This window comes from Flavobacterium sp. 120 (assembly GCF_003633605.1).
Classification (GTDB): Bacteria; Bacteroidota; Bacteroidia; order Flavobacteriales; family Flavobacteriaceae; genus Flavobacterium; species Flavobacterium algoritolerans.
This window is the reverse complement of record NZ_RBKZ01000001.1, coordinates 3,667,748-3,683,426: the sequence shown is the minus strand read 5'-3', so window position 1 is coordinate 3,683,426 and position 15,679 is coordinate 3,667,748. Positions and strand designations below refer to the sequence as shown.

The window sequence follows — 15,679 nt, the reverse complement described above, 5'->3', positions numbered from 1 at the left end:
AGTGAAAGATAGCAACTCTAAAGAAGTAATTGTAAAATTAGTAAACACATCTGCGACTGCACAAGAAGTAAATGTAGACTTAAAAGGAACCAAATTACAAACTAAGGGAACTATAATAACCCTTACAAGTCCAAACTTACAAGACGAGAATTCATTTGCAAATCCTAAGAAAATAAGCCCTACAGAAAAGGGATTTAATTTAAAAGGGGACAAAGCACAAACGAGCCTTCCACCCTATTCTGTTACTGTTTTGAAGTTAAAAATGAAATAATCGCAACAGAATAAATGTATATCATACGTTTGTTTTTTATTTTTACTCGTAAAACGCTGTTTTTATGCGTTTTTGATAAAAATTATAATACCAAATTAAATTAAGTGTTTTTATACACTTATAAAATAAATATAATTATATTTGTAATTCTTTAAAAGATTTTGGGATGAAAAATTATGTTATAGGATTAGATTACGGAACAGATTCTGTTCGAGCGATGTTAATAGACACTGAAAATGGGCAAGAGTTAGCATCAAATGTTTGTCAATACAAGCGATGGGCAACCAAAGAATATTGCAATGCATCCACAAATCAGTTTCGCCAGCATCCATTAGATCATATCGAAGGATTAGAAACGACCATAAAATATGTTGTTCAAAACAGCAATATAGATCCTTCACTAATACGAAGCATTTGCATTGACACCACCGGTTCATCACCAGTACCCGTTACTAAAGATGGAATTCCTTTGGCTTTGACTGAAGGTTTTGAACACAATCCGAATGCGATGATGGTGTTGTGGAAAGATCATACGTCTATCAACGAAGCAAACGAAATCAATGAACTTGCCGAAAATTGGGGTGGAGAAAATTTCACCAAATATGTAGGTGGGATTTATTCAATCAGAATGGTTCTGGGCAAAAATTTTACACATCGCAAAAGTAGATACAGCTGTAAAAGATGCCGCTTATACTTGGATGGAACATTGTGATTTGATGACGTATTTATTGATTGAGAATAAAGATTTAAAAACATTCAAAAAGAAGTCGTTGTGCAGCCGGTCATAAAGCCATGTGGCACGAGGACTGGAACGGATTACCACCTGAAGAATTCTAGGTCAATTGCATCCATATCTTGCCGCACTTCGCGGAAGATTATACGATGAAACCTATACTTCTGATTTGGTAGCCGGAAACTTAAGCCAAGAATGGGCAACACGATTAGGACTTACAACGGGTACTGTAATTGCAGTTGGGAACATTCGACGCACATTCTGGACGGGTAGGAGCAAAAATCGAAGAAAATACTTTGGTTCGTGTGATGGGACCTCAACCTGTGATATTATTATTGATTCAAAAGAGTCAATCGGAACAAAACCGTTCGTGGCATCTGCGGACAAGTTGATGGTTCGGTAATTCCAGGATTCATAGGTCTGGAAGCGGGACAATCTGCTTTTGGAGATTTATTGGCTTGGTACAAAGAATTACTACTTTGGCCAACAGAACATTTATTAGCTACTTCTACCCTTTTGACTAATGTTCAAAAACAGCAGTTAAAAGCGGAAATGAGTGATAATTTAATCGTTCAATTGACCGCCGAAGCAGAAAAAATTCCTTTATCTGAAAGTGTACCAATCGCTTTAGATTGGATTAACGGAAGAAGAACTCCAGATGCTAATCAGGAAATCAAAAGTGCTATTTCTAATTTGTTCTTTAGGAACGAAAGCACCACATTTATTCAAATCTTTGGTAAACGCCATCTGTTTTGGTTCTAAAAAAATAGTAGATCGCTTTGAGGAAGAAGGGGTGAAAATAAACAGCGTCATCGGAATTGGTGGTGTAGCGAGAAAATCGCCTTACATCATGCAAACCCTTGGCAAATGTGTTGAATAAACCAATCAAGATTGCAGCTTCAGACCAAACACCAGCGTTGGGCGCAGCAATATACGCAGCAGTTGCGGCAGGAATTTATCCGAATGTAATTGAAGCCAGCCAAAAAATGGGAAGTGATTTTGACGGTGAATATTTTCCACAATTAGACAAAGTTGCTGCCTATAATAAATTGCTTTTGGCGTATGAACAACTAAGTTCTTTTGCCGATCCATCTATTAAAAAACTACACCATGAGCAGTATGTATAATGCTTTAAAACAAGAATGCTACGACGCAAACATGCAATTGAATGCATTGAATTTAGTAGTCTATACTTTTGGAAACGTGAGTGCCGTAGATAGAAAAAATGGCGTTTTTGCCATAAAACCCAGCGGTGTTCCTTACGAAGATTTGAAACCCGAAGACATTGTTATTGTAGATTTTGACAATAACATTATCGAAGGTACTATGCGTCCGTCATCGGATACGAAAACGCACGCTTATTTATATAAAAACTGGCCAAACATCGGTGGTGTAGCACACACTCATGCCACGTATTCTGTAGCTTGGGCACAGTCGCAAAGAGACATTCCAATTTTTGGAACGACTCACGCCGATCATTTAACCACTGATATTCCTTGTGCTGCGCCAATGGCAGACGCACTTATCGAAGGCAATTATGAACACAATACCGGAATTCAGATTTTGGATTGTTTCAAAGAAAAAAACCTTTCGTACGAGGAAGTAGAGATGATTCTCATTGGAAATCACGGTCCTTTTGCTTGGGGAAAGAACGCAGCGAAAGCAGTTTACAACAGTAAAGTTCTAGAAGTAATTGCCGAAATGGCACACTTGACTTTGCAAATAAACCCAAATGCTCCAAGATTAAAAGATTCCTTAATAAAGAAACATTACGAACGCAAACACGGAAAAGATTCGTATTACGGACAATAATAGATTTTTGAATGATGATTAACGATTTTTGATTTCAGATTTTACAGCACTAGATTTCTCGTTTTATACGAGTCTAAACTTCTGAAATCAAAAATCTTAAATCATTTTATAACTCAATGTTATTTTCCAGAATAGGTAAACAATGTTATTCAATACTATATAAAATAATAAAATAATGATAGATATATCTCAAAAAGAAGTTTGGTTTGTAGTAGGCAGCCAAGAATTATATGGCGAAGAAACGCTAAGAAAAGTAGCAGAGCATTCCCAACATATTGCAAAAGGGTTACACGCTTCGTCTCATATACCAGTGAAAATTGTATATAAAGATGTGGTAAAATCTCCAGCACAAATTACAAATGTATGTTTAGAGGCCAATTCGAACAAAAACTGTATTGGTATTATTGCTTGGATGCATACTTTTTCGCCAGCTAAAATGTGGATTGGCGGTTTAAATATTCTTAAAAAACCATTGTGCCATTTGCATACACAATTCAACGCTGAAATTCCATGGGCTTCTATGGATATGGATTTTATGAATTTAAACCAATCGGCTCACGGAGACAGAGAGTTTGGTTTTATCATGTCCAGAATGCGTAAAAAACGTAAAGTGGTTGTTGGACATTGGGAAGACGAACGCGTTCAAAAGAAATTAGGCATTTGGTCCAGAGTCGTTTTAGGTTGGGATGAGTTCCAAAACTTAAAAGTGGCAAGATTTGGAGACAATATGCGCGAAGTTGCAGTAACTGAAGGAGATAAAGTCGAAGCCCAAATCCGTTTTGGTTTTTCGGTAAATGGTTTCGACTCTTCAGATATTACCAAACACATTGACAAAGTTTCTGATGCTGATACGAATGCATTGGTTGCAGTGTATGAAGCGTCTTATACTTTGGCTCCAGCCCTTCAAAAAGGAGGAGAAAAAAGAGATTCATTGCTAGAAGCTGCCCGAATAGAAATAGGATTAAGAGCATTTCTTGTAGAAGGAGGTTTTGGTGCTTTCACTGATACTTTCGAAAATCTGGGTTCTTTAAAACAACTTCCGGGAATTGCTGTGCAACGTCTTATGGCAGATGGATACGGTTTTGGTGGAGAAGGCGACTGGAAAACCGCCGCTTTACTCCGTGCAATGAAAGTAATGAATGTAGGTCTTGAAGGAGGAACTTCTTTCATGGAAGATTATACGTATCATTTCACGCCTCAAAAATCGTATGTTTTAGGGTCTCACATGTTGGAAATTTGCTCTTCTATTGCTGATGCAAAACCTTCTTGTGAAGTACACCCATTAGGCATTGGAGGAAAAGAAGATCCGGTTCGTTTGGTATTTAATGTTGCTGCAGGAAATGCTATCAACGCTTCCTTGATTGATATGGGGAACCGTTTCCGATTGATTGTAAACGAAGTAGAAGCGGTAGCGCCAATGGCCGATTTGCCTAAACTTCCTGTTGCGCGCGTCTTGTGGGATTGTAAACCAGACCTTGATATTGCTGCAACTACATGGATTTTAGCAGGTGGAGCACACCATACGGTTTACAGCCAAGTTTTGACAACTGAATATATGGAAGATTTTGCCGATATTGCGGGTATAGAATTGCTTGTTATCGATGAGAAAACAACCGTTAGGGACTTTAAGGATAAAATTAATGCTAACGAAGCCTATTATCATTTGTTTCAGCACGGTCTATAATTTAAGTCTAATGTCATAAAGTCTTAATGTCCAATGCAGAGGATTAAAGTTTTAGTTAATTTTTAAACTTTAGACTTTAAGGCTTTTAAAAACTAAAAAACGAATCATTATGAATGTATTAAAACGTTGCATTTACGGAATTTCCATAGTAAGTTTGGCCAGTATGAATATTCAATGCAAAAGCGATAAAAAAGTGGAAGAAACTGTTACAGAAGCAAAAGCTACTGATGTGGTAACTATCGAAAAATCAGCTTATGGAACGACTCCAAAAGGCGAAAAAATTGACAGTTACAAGCTGAAAAACCAAAAAGGAATGGAAGTGGATATTATCACTTATGGTGGAATTATCTCTTCTTTGAAAGTGCCTAACAAAGCCGGAAAATCAGAAGAAGTAGTGCTTGGTTTTAATTCATTGGAACAATACATGAAACCAAATCCATATTTTGGAGCCCTTATCGGAAGATACGGAAACCGAATTGCAAAGGGAAAATTTACTTTGGACGGAAAAGAATATGCTTTGGCCATCAACAACGATCCTAATGCTTTGCACGGAGGACCAGAAGGTTTTCACAGAGTGGTTTGGACTGCCGAAGAAGCAAAATCCGGAGACAATGCTTCGCTAAAATTGAAGTATGTGAGTAAAGACATGGAAGAAGGATATCCAGGAAACCTAACTGTTTTTGTAACCTACACCTTGAACAATGACAACTCATTGGACGTGGTTTATGAAGCAACTACGGATAAGAAAACAGTGGTAAACTTAACACAACACTCGTATTTCAACTTGTCTTCTGATTTTTCTAAACCAATTTTAGATCATGAAATCACAATCGATGCAGATAAATTAGTTCCGGTTGCAGCAACACTTATTCCAACAGGAAAATTGACCGATGTAACCAATACGCCGTTTGATTTCAGAAAAGCGAAAAAAGTGGGTGCACAAATCGAAGGGAAAGACGAACAATTGAAAAACGGATTGGGTTACGACCATTGCTGGGTGCTGAACAATCAAGATAAAGGAGAGCGTTTTGCAGCATCGGCTTATGATGCAGGAAGCGGAAGATTATTGGAAGTGTACACGGACCAACCAGGAATTCAGTTCTATTCCGGTAACTTCTTAGACGGTACTTTACCCATGAGAAATGGTGGAACGTATGCTCGCAGAACTGGTTTTTGTCTAGAAACACAACACTATCCAGATTCTCCAAATCAAAAAGATTTTCCAACTACGGTCTTGAATCCAGGTGAGAATTATAAAACAAAAACAAGCTTTAAATTCTCTATTAAATAACAATACACTAACTAATTATAGATTAGTTTCTATTCCCATAAATAAGTTGAATGGTTTGGTTTAAATATGGAACTAGTTAGTAACCCCGAAAGTAAAACTTTCGGGGTTTTTTTATGGTAATTTAATACTGCTGTTTTAATGTTGTGCTATATAACTTTCTTTATTGCGAGCGAAAAGTTTGCGATAGCTAGAGGATTTGCCAAATCTTCCAAATACAGAACCAACTTTCCATTAAACCAATTGCCCAAATTGCTTGTAGCGTTTGTTAGTGGCTGTTATTCTTCTGTTCCTAATATTTTTCTCGTTAGTTTCTTATTATGTTGTTTATCGTGAATTTTGCTACTTAATATCCAATAGATAGCAATACCTATAAAAATAGTTAGAGTTATTGACATTAAATTTAATCCAAGCAAAATATAGATTAGAATTAATAATATAGTCATTGTTATTTCAAAACCGTATTTATCTTTTTCTTCATTACGTCGTTTTAAAATCATTAAATTTCCACGCCTTTTATTTATTCTTTCTATCACTTTTTTTGTAATACTGTCAATAGAATAATACTTGTCTAGATCGGGAATTGAAAAACAAATTCCAAACTCGAGTTCAAGTTTACTCATAAATCGATAATATCGTCTAACGCCTTTAAACGTATTTTTTATTGTATTTTTTGAATGAGCTGGAAATGTAAGAAAGTCAAGAAAATGAGATTCCGAAAAGTCAGCATCAGGCTTTTGCCTTTCTTCGTTAAAGATTCTTAAAATTATATCTTTTATTTCTGTTTCAGTCATTTTATTTGTCATCTGCGTGATAATAGTCGCTAACGTTCTGTTAGTACCTTTAGATTTGCATAATAAATTATTCGTAAATTTAAATTAACAACCAAACTGACAAAGTACAAAAACTACTTTCCATTAAGCCAATTGCTCAAATCCGTTGTAGTAGCTGTTAGTGGCTGGCATTAATGCTGTTCATAATCGTCAAAATTCACTTCTACTTTTTCAAATCTTTTATCGTTTAATAGAATTGAATTTATTCTATTCACTCATTCTTGATTATTTTCGGACATTATGAAAGCTAAATCCCATATATCTTTTGAAAGTGAAAAATTTCCAATATCTGATTGAACTTCTAATATAAATTCATCATTCATCCAAAGTTCTGAAACTTCTTCAATTTTTGGATTTATTTCAATAATTGAATTTAATAAGTCTGAGAAAAAATTTTGATTTTCAACACCGCTAAAAATTTCAATCAGTAAATTTTCAGAATTGTATTCTGGTCGAAAGCGATATTTATATTTGTCTTTTATATTCATATTTGAGAATTTTGAAGTCATCAAGGTTTGTCATTTTCAATCTGCAATGCACCACTGATTTCATAAATTAACACTCCTAATTCTCTACTTGTTTCTAACATTTTGGTGGCAATATTATTTACACTTTCAGCATTGATATTTTCTGTGTGTTTCTTAAAACCTTGTTTTGCTTTAGTCGTGTTTTTATGTCTTACAATAATTTTTGTGTTATTATTGTGTCCATAAAAAGAATGTGTTATAGTATTTCGCTGTTGTTCTAATATAAATGCTTCTTTTAAAATCTTATTGAATTTATTTTGTTCTTTTGGAGAACTTTCAACGACCTTATATATTCCAGCAGAAACATTTAAAAGTTGTTTAAATGACATTTCTGCTAAAATTAATTCATTAAATGGTTGACCAATTCCCATTTGCATTCCAGCAAACATTGTAAACATAAATTCTAAATTCGCAAAATTTAAAGTCAATCTTCCTACAGCTTTAACAAACTCTTCATCTAAATTTTCACTGTCAATTAGAACGTAATCTTCTTCACCATTTTTTTCTTCCATTATGTGCGCTTTTAGATATCAATGTTTAAAGTTGTGTAACTGTTATTGGCTGGCTCCAGTTTTAAAAATATTCTGGATATTGTATAAATTCTCTATAAAAATCATTTGAGTAATAAGCAATGGCTAAAATTAAAGTGATAAAGTGAAATAGCAACAACCAAATAAATTCATATGAAGTTTTTATTTTCTCAATTTTTCTTTCAAAAACATAATTAATAGAAGTTATAATTATAATAAATCCAATTGAAATTAAGGTGAGCCTTTCAACTTGACTATGGATTAAATTCATAAGTCTTTCAATATTTGAAACTCTAACTATTATTGCATATGAGAGATATGTATAACAAATCATAAAACTTAATGCAGTAAAATTGAGCAAATATTTTATTACTTTCTTCACAGTTATTATAGCTATTAAATTTCCTCTCAATTTCTGGTTGCTTGCCACTAACTAATATATACACGAAACAAACCTTCGCATATACACCCAAAAATGGGTAGATTCACGAAGGTTTGTTTCGCTTTATCTCTTTTCAAATATATTAAAATTTTCTTACAAATTATAAAAAAAGCCTTTTCATGTGTTGGAATCATTTGACGCTAACACTACTTGAAATCTAGATTAGAATAAGGTACTGGACATGCAGAATTCCCTAGCCCTGATTGCAACGAAAATCCTTTTCTTAATCCTGTCTGGGTTTACCCAGACAGGATTAAGAAAAGATTGCAGTGTAAAGCGGGAAATAGCTCCTGAAAAAACTAAATCTTCACGACAAACCCTCCATGAGGTTTCATAGTTACTTTTAGTTTGGTACTTTTTGATACTGCTTTTTGCTGAAATCCGTTCTCGTCTTCGGCGATACTAAAACCTTTGGAATTAGTCACAAAAGACAAATCAATTTCTATTTCTTTGGCGGTGGTTTCCCCATTAATCCCAACGATATGCCATATATTGTCTTTCTTTCTGGCCATGATAATGTACTTTCCCGGATACCCATCAATAAATTTAGAATCATCCCAATTCGTTGGAATATCTTTTAAATAATCGACTACATAAGCAGGCATTTTAGCCATTCCATCAGGCGTTTCGGCCATGTGTTGAATTCCGGATAAGAATAAAACGGGCAAGGCTAATTCAAATGCTGGAGTTGTTTTTCGGGTAATATTTGGAATAGAATCCAAAACCATTGGTGTGAAATCCATTGGGTCAAAAACATTTCGGGCAAAAGGAAGCATGGCACAATGTGTTGGGGCTAAATCAGCAATATCTTGGAAAAAAGTAATGTATTCATATCCTTTTACCGCTTCAGTCGTCAGCAAATTTGGATAGGTGCGTTGCCAACCTCTGGGTAAAGTTGCTCCATGTAAATTAATCACTAATTTATGCGCCGCAGCATCGGTCAGCATATCATGATAATACGCAATCATCGATTGTCCGTCGCCGCCAAAAAAATCAACTTTGATTCCCGCAATTCCCATTTCATTCAATCTGGTAAACTCCCGAACTCTGTCAGCATGGGTAATCAATTTACTTTTTGGATGGTATTCCGTACTGTTCCAGGATCCTGATGAATTGTACCAAACGAGTAATTTCACGTTTTTACCTTTGGCGTAAGCCGACAATTCTTTCATTTTTTCATCGCCAATTCGAGTATCCCAATCGGCATCTATCAAGCAATACGGCCAATTCATAGCAGCGGCATAATCAATAAATATATGGGTAGTTTCATAATTAACCGATTCATCTTTCAGTAAAACCCAGCTCCAAGACGCAATTCCGCTTTTTATAAACGAAGTGTCGGTAACCGTTGACGGATCGGCTAAATCTGTTCCCATGGTACTTTCGGTGATGGTTTTAAGTGACCCGATAGTAATGATGCGCCAAGGCGTGTACCAAGGCAAAACAGATTCCGGATTTAAAGCTCCGTTAGGGAAAATCTCTTCTTTTTGAGGAAAAGTTACCTGCATTGCTTTGGCAGTATCATTATAAACCAATCGGCTCCCGCAATAATTGGCTTGCAATCCTGTTTCGGAAATCAAGACCCAAGTATCATTTGCATGGAACAAAGCGGGATACACCCACCCTTCGCCTATTGCAGGTTTTGTATTTACGGGAACGCCCATCGCATAATGCTCTTCATAGGAAGGATTGGTTTCTTTCCATCCCGTTTTGGCTTTTGACATAGGTTGCAACCACGCTTTTGTGGTGGTGTCAAAATTATAAGTAGTTTTCTCTTCGGTTATTTTTTTAATAGCTGTAGAAGTTTCTGGAAAATGGTATCGCAACGCAATTCCGTCGTGGGATAGTTGAAAAATAACATTCATTCTTTCCCCTTTATTGTTTTGTAAGCTAACGGTATATTGATTTGCGGCATACGCGATTTTTTTTCGTTTCCCTTGCAGCATCGAATAGTTGGATTGAATTGGTTTCGATTTAGAAACGGCCACTATCTTTAAATCCGTGTAAAAATTAGCGTCTTCTCTGACAATCCCCAAATCAGAAGTATTAACAACCAATTTATCTTTGAAGAAAACCTTGTAAGAAGGAGTTTTCTTTAGGTTTAGACTAAATTCAATTTTTATTGTTCTATCCGAGTTGACAAAAGAATAACCAGTTGGTTTCCCCACAAATGAAGACAATGACAGCGCCAAAAAAGCTAGCAAAACTATTTTTTTCATAATTAAGTGTTTTATTTACACTTACAAGAATACAAAAATAAAATTGTATAAATAACGATATCGTTAAAATTTTCAAACTCTATTTAGAATATCACAAAAAAAACGTTTTGGGGTATAAAACTGCTACAAGTGAACCGATAATCAAGTGATTAACGCCATATTAATGGATATTTCAGGAGAAAAAAACCATCTAAAACCAAAAAAACCGCTTCTTTCGAAGCGGTTTTTGTACCCGGAGCCGGAGTCGAACCGGCACGGTTTCCCACAGGTGTTTGAGACCAGCGCGTCTACCAATTCCGCCATCCGGGCTTAGCTAGACATGAAATAACAACAGTCATTTCAACGCAATAAAAGATGTGATTGTGTTTAAATCAACCATCAATTCCTTTAACACGGTGCAAATGTAAAAAATAATATTAAATGTTCTACTAAAAATACTTAATTTTTTCCTTTCAGAGTTGAATAAATTTTATAAATTTGCACCTCGGTAAAACGAAACACACTAACTAACTACAAAACAACAAATTAATGTCACACCTAGAACCAGAAGCTAAAATTTTTGCTTGTTCACAAAGTGTCTATCTTGCAGAAAAAATAGCAGAGCAATACGGAATCCCATTAGGGAAAGTCACCATGTCAAAATACAGCGACGGTGAATTTCAGCCTTCATATGAAGAGTCTATCAGAGGATTACGTGTTTTTATTGTTTGTTCGACTTTTCCAAATGCAGATAATTTGATGGAATTGTTATTAATGATTGACGCTGCAAAACGTGCTTCGGCAAGACATATAACTGCAGTAATTCCTTATTTTGGATGGGCAAGACAAGACAGAAAAGACAAGCCTAGAGTTCCGATAGGGGCAAAATTGACAGCGAAATTATTAGAAAGCGCTGGGGCAACACGAGTAATGACAATGGATTTGCACGCCGATCAAATTCAAGGATTCTTTGAAAAACCGGTGGATCATCTTTTTGCTTCAACTATCTTTTTACCTTATGTAGAAAGTTTAGGTTTAGACAATTTGACTATTGCATCACCTGATATGGGAGGTTCTAAAAGAGCGTATGCCTATTCTAAATTTTTAAATTCAGATGTGGTTATCTGTTACAAACAGAGAAAAGCCGCCAATGTGATTGACACGATGGAATTAATTGGTGAGGTTAAAGGTAGAAATGTAATCTTAGTAGATGACATGATTGATACCGGAGGCACTTTGGCGAAAGCCGCCGATTTAATGATAGAAAAAGGAGCTTTGAGCGTAAGAGCAATTTGTACCCACGCTATTTTATCTGGCGAGGCTTACGAAAAAATTGAAAACTCAAAATTGAGCGAATTAATAGTTACCGATTCTATTCCGTTGAAGAAAGAATCAAACAAAATAAGAGTGTTGAGTTGTGCGCCTCTTTTTGCTGAAGTTATGCACATGGTGCACCACAACAATTCCATTAGTGGAAAGTTTATAATGTAAGACACAAGTCTTAAAGTTATAAAATCATGCCGATAGCCAAAAACTAAAGGCCAAACAAGTAATATTATTTAATAACTATATTTTTTTTACAATGAAATCGATTACAATTAAAGGATCAGAAAGAGAAAGCGTGGGTAAAGTAGCAACTAAAGCCCTACGTAATGCTGGATTGGTTCCTTGCGTATTATACGGAGGAAATCAGGCAGTTCATTTCTCAGCAGAAGTTATGGCTTTCAAAAACTTGGTTTACACTCCAAACGCTCACACAGTTGAGATCGATCTTGGAAAAGGAAAATCATTTAACGCTATTTTACAAGACATTCAGGTTCACCCGGTGTCTGACAAGATTTTACATATTGACTTCTTTCAAATTTTTGATGACAAAGAAATCACTATGGAAGTTCCAGTAAAAATCGTTGGTAACTCTAAAGGAGTTATGGCAGGTGGAGATTTACGTTTGAACAACCGTAAATTAAGAGTAAAAGCATTACCGAAAAATCTTCCAGATTTCGTTGAAGCTGACATTACACCACTTGACATGGGTAACAAATTATACGTTACTAAAGTACCTACTCCAAACTTCAAAATCATGCACCCAGACAATACAGTTATTTGTCAAGTGAAGATTTCTCGTGCGGCTATGAAAGCAGCTCAAGAAGCAGCAAAAGCAGCAAAAGCTCCTGCAAAAGGAAAGAAAAAATAATATTTTTTCAATCATTCAAGAAAGCATCAGTTGTAAAACTGGTGCTTTTTTTATTTAATCTGAACTCGTTTCAGATTCTATTCAGGAGCACAGCTATCCATTTTCACAACAACTCATCTCCTGCTGTATGTTACAATCTTTTTATCCAGAAACAAGTTCAGGATAAAAAGGATTTCCACTCCCATCAGGGCTATCCAGAAATATTTTCTTGGCAATAACGATTTTCGAAAATCTAATAGTCCAATACTCTAATTAAGTTTATTTTTGCAACATGATAAAATGGATTTCAAATTTATTCTCATCAACAAACACAGATGACAATACGGATTATATAAAACCAGAGGTTCACAAACACCAAAAAAACAATATAGAAAGCGTGAGTAATAAATTTTTAATAGTTGGACTCGGTAACATTGGTGCCGAATATGTAAACACACGTCACAACATAGGATTTAAAGTAGTCGATTTTTTGGCTCGTAAAGAAGGAATTTCTTTCGAAACTGTAAAACTGGGTTCCCTTGCTCAATACAAATTTAAAGGAAAAACTTTTTTTATTTTAAAACCAAACACGTACATGAATTTGAGCGGAAAAGCAGTGAAATATTGGATGGATAAAGAAAATATCCCTTTGGAAAATATTTTTGTGATTACCGATGATTTGAATCTTTCCTTTGGAACCATCCGCATTAAACCGAAAGGAAGTGATGGCGGACACAACGGGTTAAAGAACATCAATCTGGTCCTGAATACGCAAAACTACACTAGATTCCGTTTTGGAATCAGCGACGAATTCAAAAAAGGAAAACAAGTTGACTATGTTCTTGGCGAATGGGATGACACAGAAAAACTGGCACTTCCTGAACGATTAGAACTGGCCTCGGAGATTATAAAATCATTTGGAGCCGCAGGGCTGGAAAATACGATGACCACATTTAACGGGAAATAAAATCGGTACACTCCTGACCATTAATCAAATGGATTTTGAATTAATTTGTATTACACGATAATAATAATTAATTTTAATGCATCTTTATTAATTATCAGAAAAATTGACCTCTTATATCAAAATTTTTTTAGATAAAACCAACGAGCTTATAACATGAAAAAAATTACTTTTATACTCCTACTTTCCCTTTTTTTTTCAGCCAATTATTCGTTTGCTCAAGTAAATAATTCAACTGAAGTCATCCTTTTTGGTAAAAAGAAAATCATCAAACAAGGTTCTTTCATTCGTTGCGCAACTACAGAATACGAAGAGTATTTAAAGTCCAAAAATCCGAATAGATTATCTACTTCTGAATTTGAACAATGGATTGCTCCAAAAATTACAATTGAAAAAGAAAAAATAAAAAACACCTCTAAAGGATTAAGACAAAACGCTGTCATAACAATTCCGGTTGTAGTTCACGTTATTCATAATGGAAACCTGATAGGTTCCGAGGAAAACATATTTGACCAACAAGTAATCTCGCAAATTCAAGTACTGAACGAAGATTTTAGAAAAAAATCAGGAACTCCAGGTTTTAACACCAATCCTGTTGGAGCCGATGTTGAAATTGAATTCGCGCTTGCAAAACGGGATCCTTCGGGAATTTTATCAAATGGAATAAACCGTGTAGACTTAGGAAAAGAAAGCTGGTCAACTGATGAGATTGATGCTATTGTAAAACCTCAGACACAATGGAATCCTGAAAAATATCTTAACATTTGGGTCGTTAAATTCACGGGAAACAATCTTTTAGGATATGCACAATTTCCAAACGCATCCGGCTTACCGGGAATAAATGCCAATGAAGGTCCAGCTAACACTGATGGAGTTGTAATAGGTTATGCCTTTTTTGGTTCATCAAGCTACTTTCCAGGAGGAACATACGTAACTGATTATGACAAAGGCAGAACAACCTCACATGAAGTAGGACATTGGCTTGGACTAAGACATATTTGGGGAGATGGAGATTGTACGGTAGATGATTTTTGCGCGGACACTCCAAATGCAGGTCAAGAAAATCAAGGGTGTCCGGTAGGAGTTGATTCCTGCCCAACATCGCCAGGGTTTGACATGATTGAAAATTATATGGACTATACGAATGATGCCTGCATGAACATATTCACAGCAGACCAAAAAACTCGTATGATAACCGTTATGAACAATTCCACAAGAAGAGTTTCGTTAAAAACTTCTGATGCGCTTGTTCCAGGAGTCACTTTTAGCAATGATGCCTCAACTATGATTGTAACTCTAAATATTAACTGCAGTAAAAATTTCTCGCCAGTCGTAAAAATCACAAATAAAGGAACCTCTCCTTTAACCCAAGCGTCCATACAATATGGCATTGATAATCAAAACTTACAAACTTATAACTGGACTGGTAATCTTACCAATAATCAATCACAAGACATTACTTTAAGCAGCTTAACTACAACGGTAGGGAGCCATAATTTTAGTTCCACCATAACTAGTGTAAATGGAACGACTGATCAAAACGCTTCTAATAACAGTAGTACAATTAATTTTGAGATTGCAGACAATGTAAACTACTCGTCTAATACCATAAATTTTTCCCTGCAACTTGACCATTACGGCTCAGAAACTACATGGAAACTAACAAACACCGCAGGAGTCATATTGTATGAAGGCGGACCGTATACGGATACCGATAATGAAACTGGACCATTGCCAGCACTAATAACCACCAGTTTTAACCTTGCTAGTAATGACTGTTATACTTTTTCAATTTTTGACAGTCAAGACGATGGTATTTGTTGTGAATACGGAGCGGGATCTTATGTTTTAAATACTCCTACAGGCGAGGTTATTGCATCAGGAGATGCTTTTGGAGGAGGCGAAACAACTAAGTTCAGCATCAATTCACTATCAACTAATGACGTTAAAAACTTAAATTCAGTTTATCTCTATCCAAATCCAACCTCTAACCTATTGAACATCGTTGTTGAAAATAAATTAGACACTCCCGAAGCTTACACTATTATTAACAGCTTAGGTCAAATAATAAAATCGAAAAAAATCGAATCAGCAGAAGACCTTAGTGTAAATATTTCTAACTTATCGCAAGGCATTTATTTTTTAAAATTATCGAAAAATCAATCCGAAACCAATACAATTCGGTTTATTAAAAAATAAAAAACATAAAATGAGCTAAAAAAGG

General features: G+C 35.4%; 12 protein-coding genes, 1 tRNA gene and 1 pseudogene. 9 read left to right on the top strand and 5 right to left on the bottom strand.

Annotated elements, in window-relative coordinates:
- The 5 genes and pseudogenes from C8C87_RS15775 to C8C87_RS15755 all read left to right on the top strand — a co-directional run.
- Positions 1–271 (top strand): alpha-L-arabinofuranosidase C-terminal domain-containing protein (locus tag C8C87_RS15775; protein WP_304466118.1); only part of this gene is annotated, 271 nt, incomplete at its 5' end.
- A gap of 166 nt (positions 272–437) precedes the next feature.
- Positions 438–2,131: pseudogene (locus C8C87_RS15770) on the top strand (ribulokinase).
- A complete protein-coding gene (locus tag C8C87_RS15765; RefSeq protein ID WP_121340715.1) occupies positions 2,115–2,816 on the top strand; it encodes an L-ribulose-5-phosphate 4-epimerase in 702 nt (233 codons plus the stop codon). Before C8C87_RS15770 ends, C8C87_RS15765 begins: the two are co-directional and overlap by 17 nt.
- Positions 2,817–2,991: 175 nt before the next feature.
- Complete coding sequence (araA, locus tag C8C87_RS15760; RefSeq protein WP_121340714.1) at positions 2,992–4,500, top strand: L-arabinose isomerase; 1,509 nt, start codon at positions 2,992–2,994, stop codon at positions 4,498–4,500.
- Positions 4,501–4,609: 109 nt separating this feature from the next.
- Positions 4,610–5,791: an aldose epimerase family protein gene (locus C8C87_RS15755; protein ID WP_121340713.1), complete on the top strand. Its 1,182-nt coding sequence runs from the start codon at positions 4,610–4,612 to the stop codon at positions 5,789–5,791.
- Positions 5,792–6,066: 275 nt separating this feature from the next.
- On the opposite strand, the gene C8C87_RS15750 is transcribed toward C8C87_RS15755, so the two are convergent.
- The 5 genes from C8C87_RS15750 to C8C87_RS15725 all read right to left on the bottom strand — a co-directional run bounded on the left by C8C87_RS15750 (position 6,067) and on the right by C8C87_RS15725 (position 10,648).
- Positions 6,067–6,582, bottom strand: coding sequence for a hypothetical protein (locus tag C8C87_RS15750; RefSeq protein ID WP_147402352.1), 516 nt, complete (start codon positions 6,580–6,582; stop codon positions 6,067–6,069).
- A gap of 254 nt (positions 6,583–6,836) precedes the next feature.
- Positions 6,837–7,109: a hypothetical protein gene (locus C8C87_RS15745; protein ID WP_233549979.1), complete on the bottom strand. Its 273-nt coding sequence runs from the start codon at positions 7,107–7,109 to the stop codon at positions 6,837–6,839.
- A 20-nt stretch (positions 7,110–7,129) separates the two neighbouring features.
- The gene (locus tag C8C87_RS15740) at positions 7,130–7,660 is read right to left on the bottom strand and encodes a hypothetical protein (RefSeq protein ID WP_121340711.1); all 531 of its coding nucleotides are present in this window, start codon (positions 7,658–7,660) and stop codon (positions 7,130–7,132) included.
- A gap of 759 nt (positions 7,661–8,419) precedes the next feature.
- Positions 8,420–10,339, bottom strand: a complete 1,920-nt coding sequence (locus C8C87_RS15730) for a glycoside hydrolase family 97 protein (protein ID WP_121340709.1) — start codon at positions 10,337–10,339, stop codon at positions 8,420–8,422.
- A 229-nt stretch (positions 10,340–10,568) separates the two neighbouring features.
- Positions 10,569–10,648, bottom strand: a tRNA-Leu gene (locus C8C87_RS15725).
- Positions 10,649–10,867: 219 nt separating this feature from the next.
- Between C8C87_RS15725 and C8C87_RS15720 the strand changes: the two genes are divergently transcribed.
- The 4 genes from C8C87_RS15720 to C8C87_RS15705 all read left to right on the top strand — a co-directional run bounded on the left by C8C87_RS15720 (position 10,868) and on the right by C8C87_RS15705 (position 15,654).
- On the top strand, positions 10,868–11,809 hold the full coding sequence (locus tag C8C87_RS15720) for a ribose-phosphate pyrophosphokinase (RefSeq protein WP_099713818.1): 942 nt from the start codon (positions 10,868–10,870) through the stop codon (positions 11,807–11,809).
- A gap of 91 nt (positions 11,810–11,900) precedes the next feature.
- Entirely contained in the window at positions 11,901–12,512 is a 612-nt protein-coding gene (locus C8C87_RS15715; RefSeq protein WP_099713819.1) for a 50S ribosomal protein L25/general stress protein Ctc, read from the top strand.
- A gap of 271 nt (positions 12,513–12,783) precedes the next feature.
- Positions 12,784–13,458, top strand: a complete 675-nt coding sequence (pth, locus tag C8C87_RS15710; RefSeq protein ID WP_121340695.1) for an aminoacyl-tRNA hydrolase — start codon at positions 12,784–12,786, stop codon at positions 13,456–13,458.
- 153 nt (positions 13,459–13,611) lie between these two features.
- Entirely contained in the window at positions 13,612–15,654 is a 2,043-nt protein-coding gene (locus tag C8C87_RS15705) for a T9SS type A sorting domain-containing protein (RefSeq protein ID WP_121340694.1), read from the top strand.
- The last annotated feature ends 25 nt before the right edge of the window (positions 15,655–15,679 follow it).

Bases quoted from the DNA above. Each gene is read 5' to 3' on its own strand.
- C8C87_RS15765 (WP_121340715.1), top strand. From the start codon at position 2,115: ATGAGCAGTATGTATAATGCTTTAAAACAAGAATGCTACGACGCAAAC.
- araA (WP_121340714.1), top strand. From the start codon at position 2,992: ATGATAGATATATCTCAAAAAGAAGTTTGGTTTGTAGTAGGCAGCCAA.
- C8C87_RS15755 (WP_121340713.1), top strand. From the start codon at position 4,610: ATGAATGTATTAAAACGTTGCATTTACGGAATTTCCATAGTAAGTTTG.
- C8C87_RS15750 (WP_147402352.1), bottom strand. From the start codon at position 6,582: ATGACTGAAACAGAAATAAAAGATATAATTTTAAGAATCTTTAACGAA.
- C8C87_RS15745 (WP_233549979.1), bottom strand. From the start codon at position 7,109: ATGAATATAAAAGACAAATATAAATATCGCTTTCGACCAGAATACAAT.
- C8C87_RS15740 (WP_121340711.1), bottom strand. From the start codon at position 7,660: ATGGAAGAAAAAAATGGTGAAGAAGATTACGTTCTAATTGACAGTGAA.
- C8C87_RS15730 (WP_121340709.1), bottom strand. From the start codon at position 10,339: ATGAAAAAAATAGTTTTGCTAGCTTTTTTGGCGCTGTCATTGTCTTCA.
- C8C87_RS15720 (WP_099713818.1), top strand. From the start codon at position 10,868: ATGTCACACCTAGAACCAGAAGCTAAAATTTTTGCTTGTTCACAAAGT.
- C8C87_RS15715 (WP_099713819.1), top strand. From the start codon at position 11,901: ATGAAATCGATTACAATTAAAGGATCAGAAAGAGAAAGCGTGGGTAAA.
- pth (WP_121340695.1), top strand. From the start codon at position 12,784: ATGATAAAATGGATTTCAAATTTATTCTCATCAACAAACACAGATGAC.
- C8C87_RS15705 (WP_121340694.1), top strand. From the start codon at position 13,612: ATGAAAAAAATTACTTTTATACTCCTACTTTCCCTTTTTTTTTCAGCC.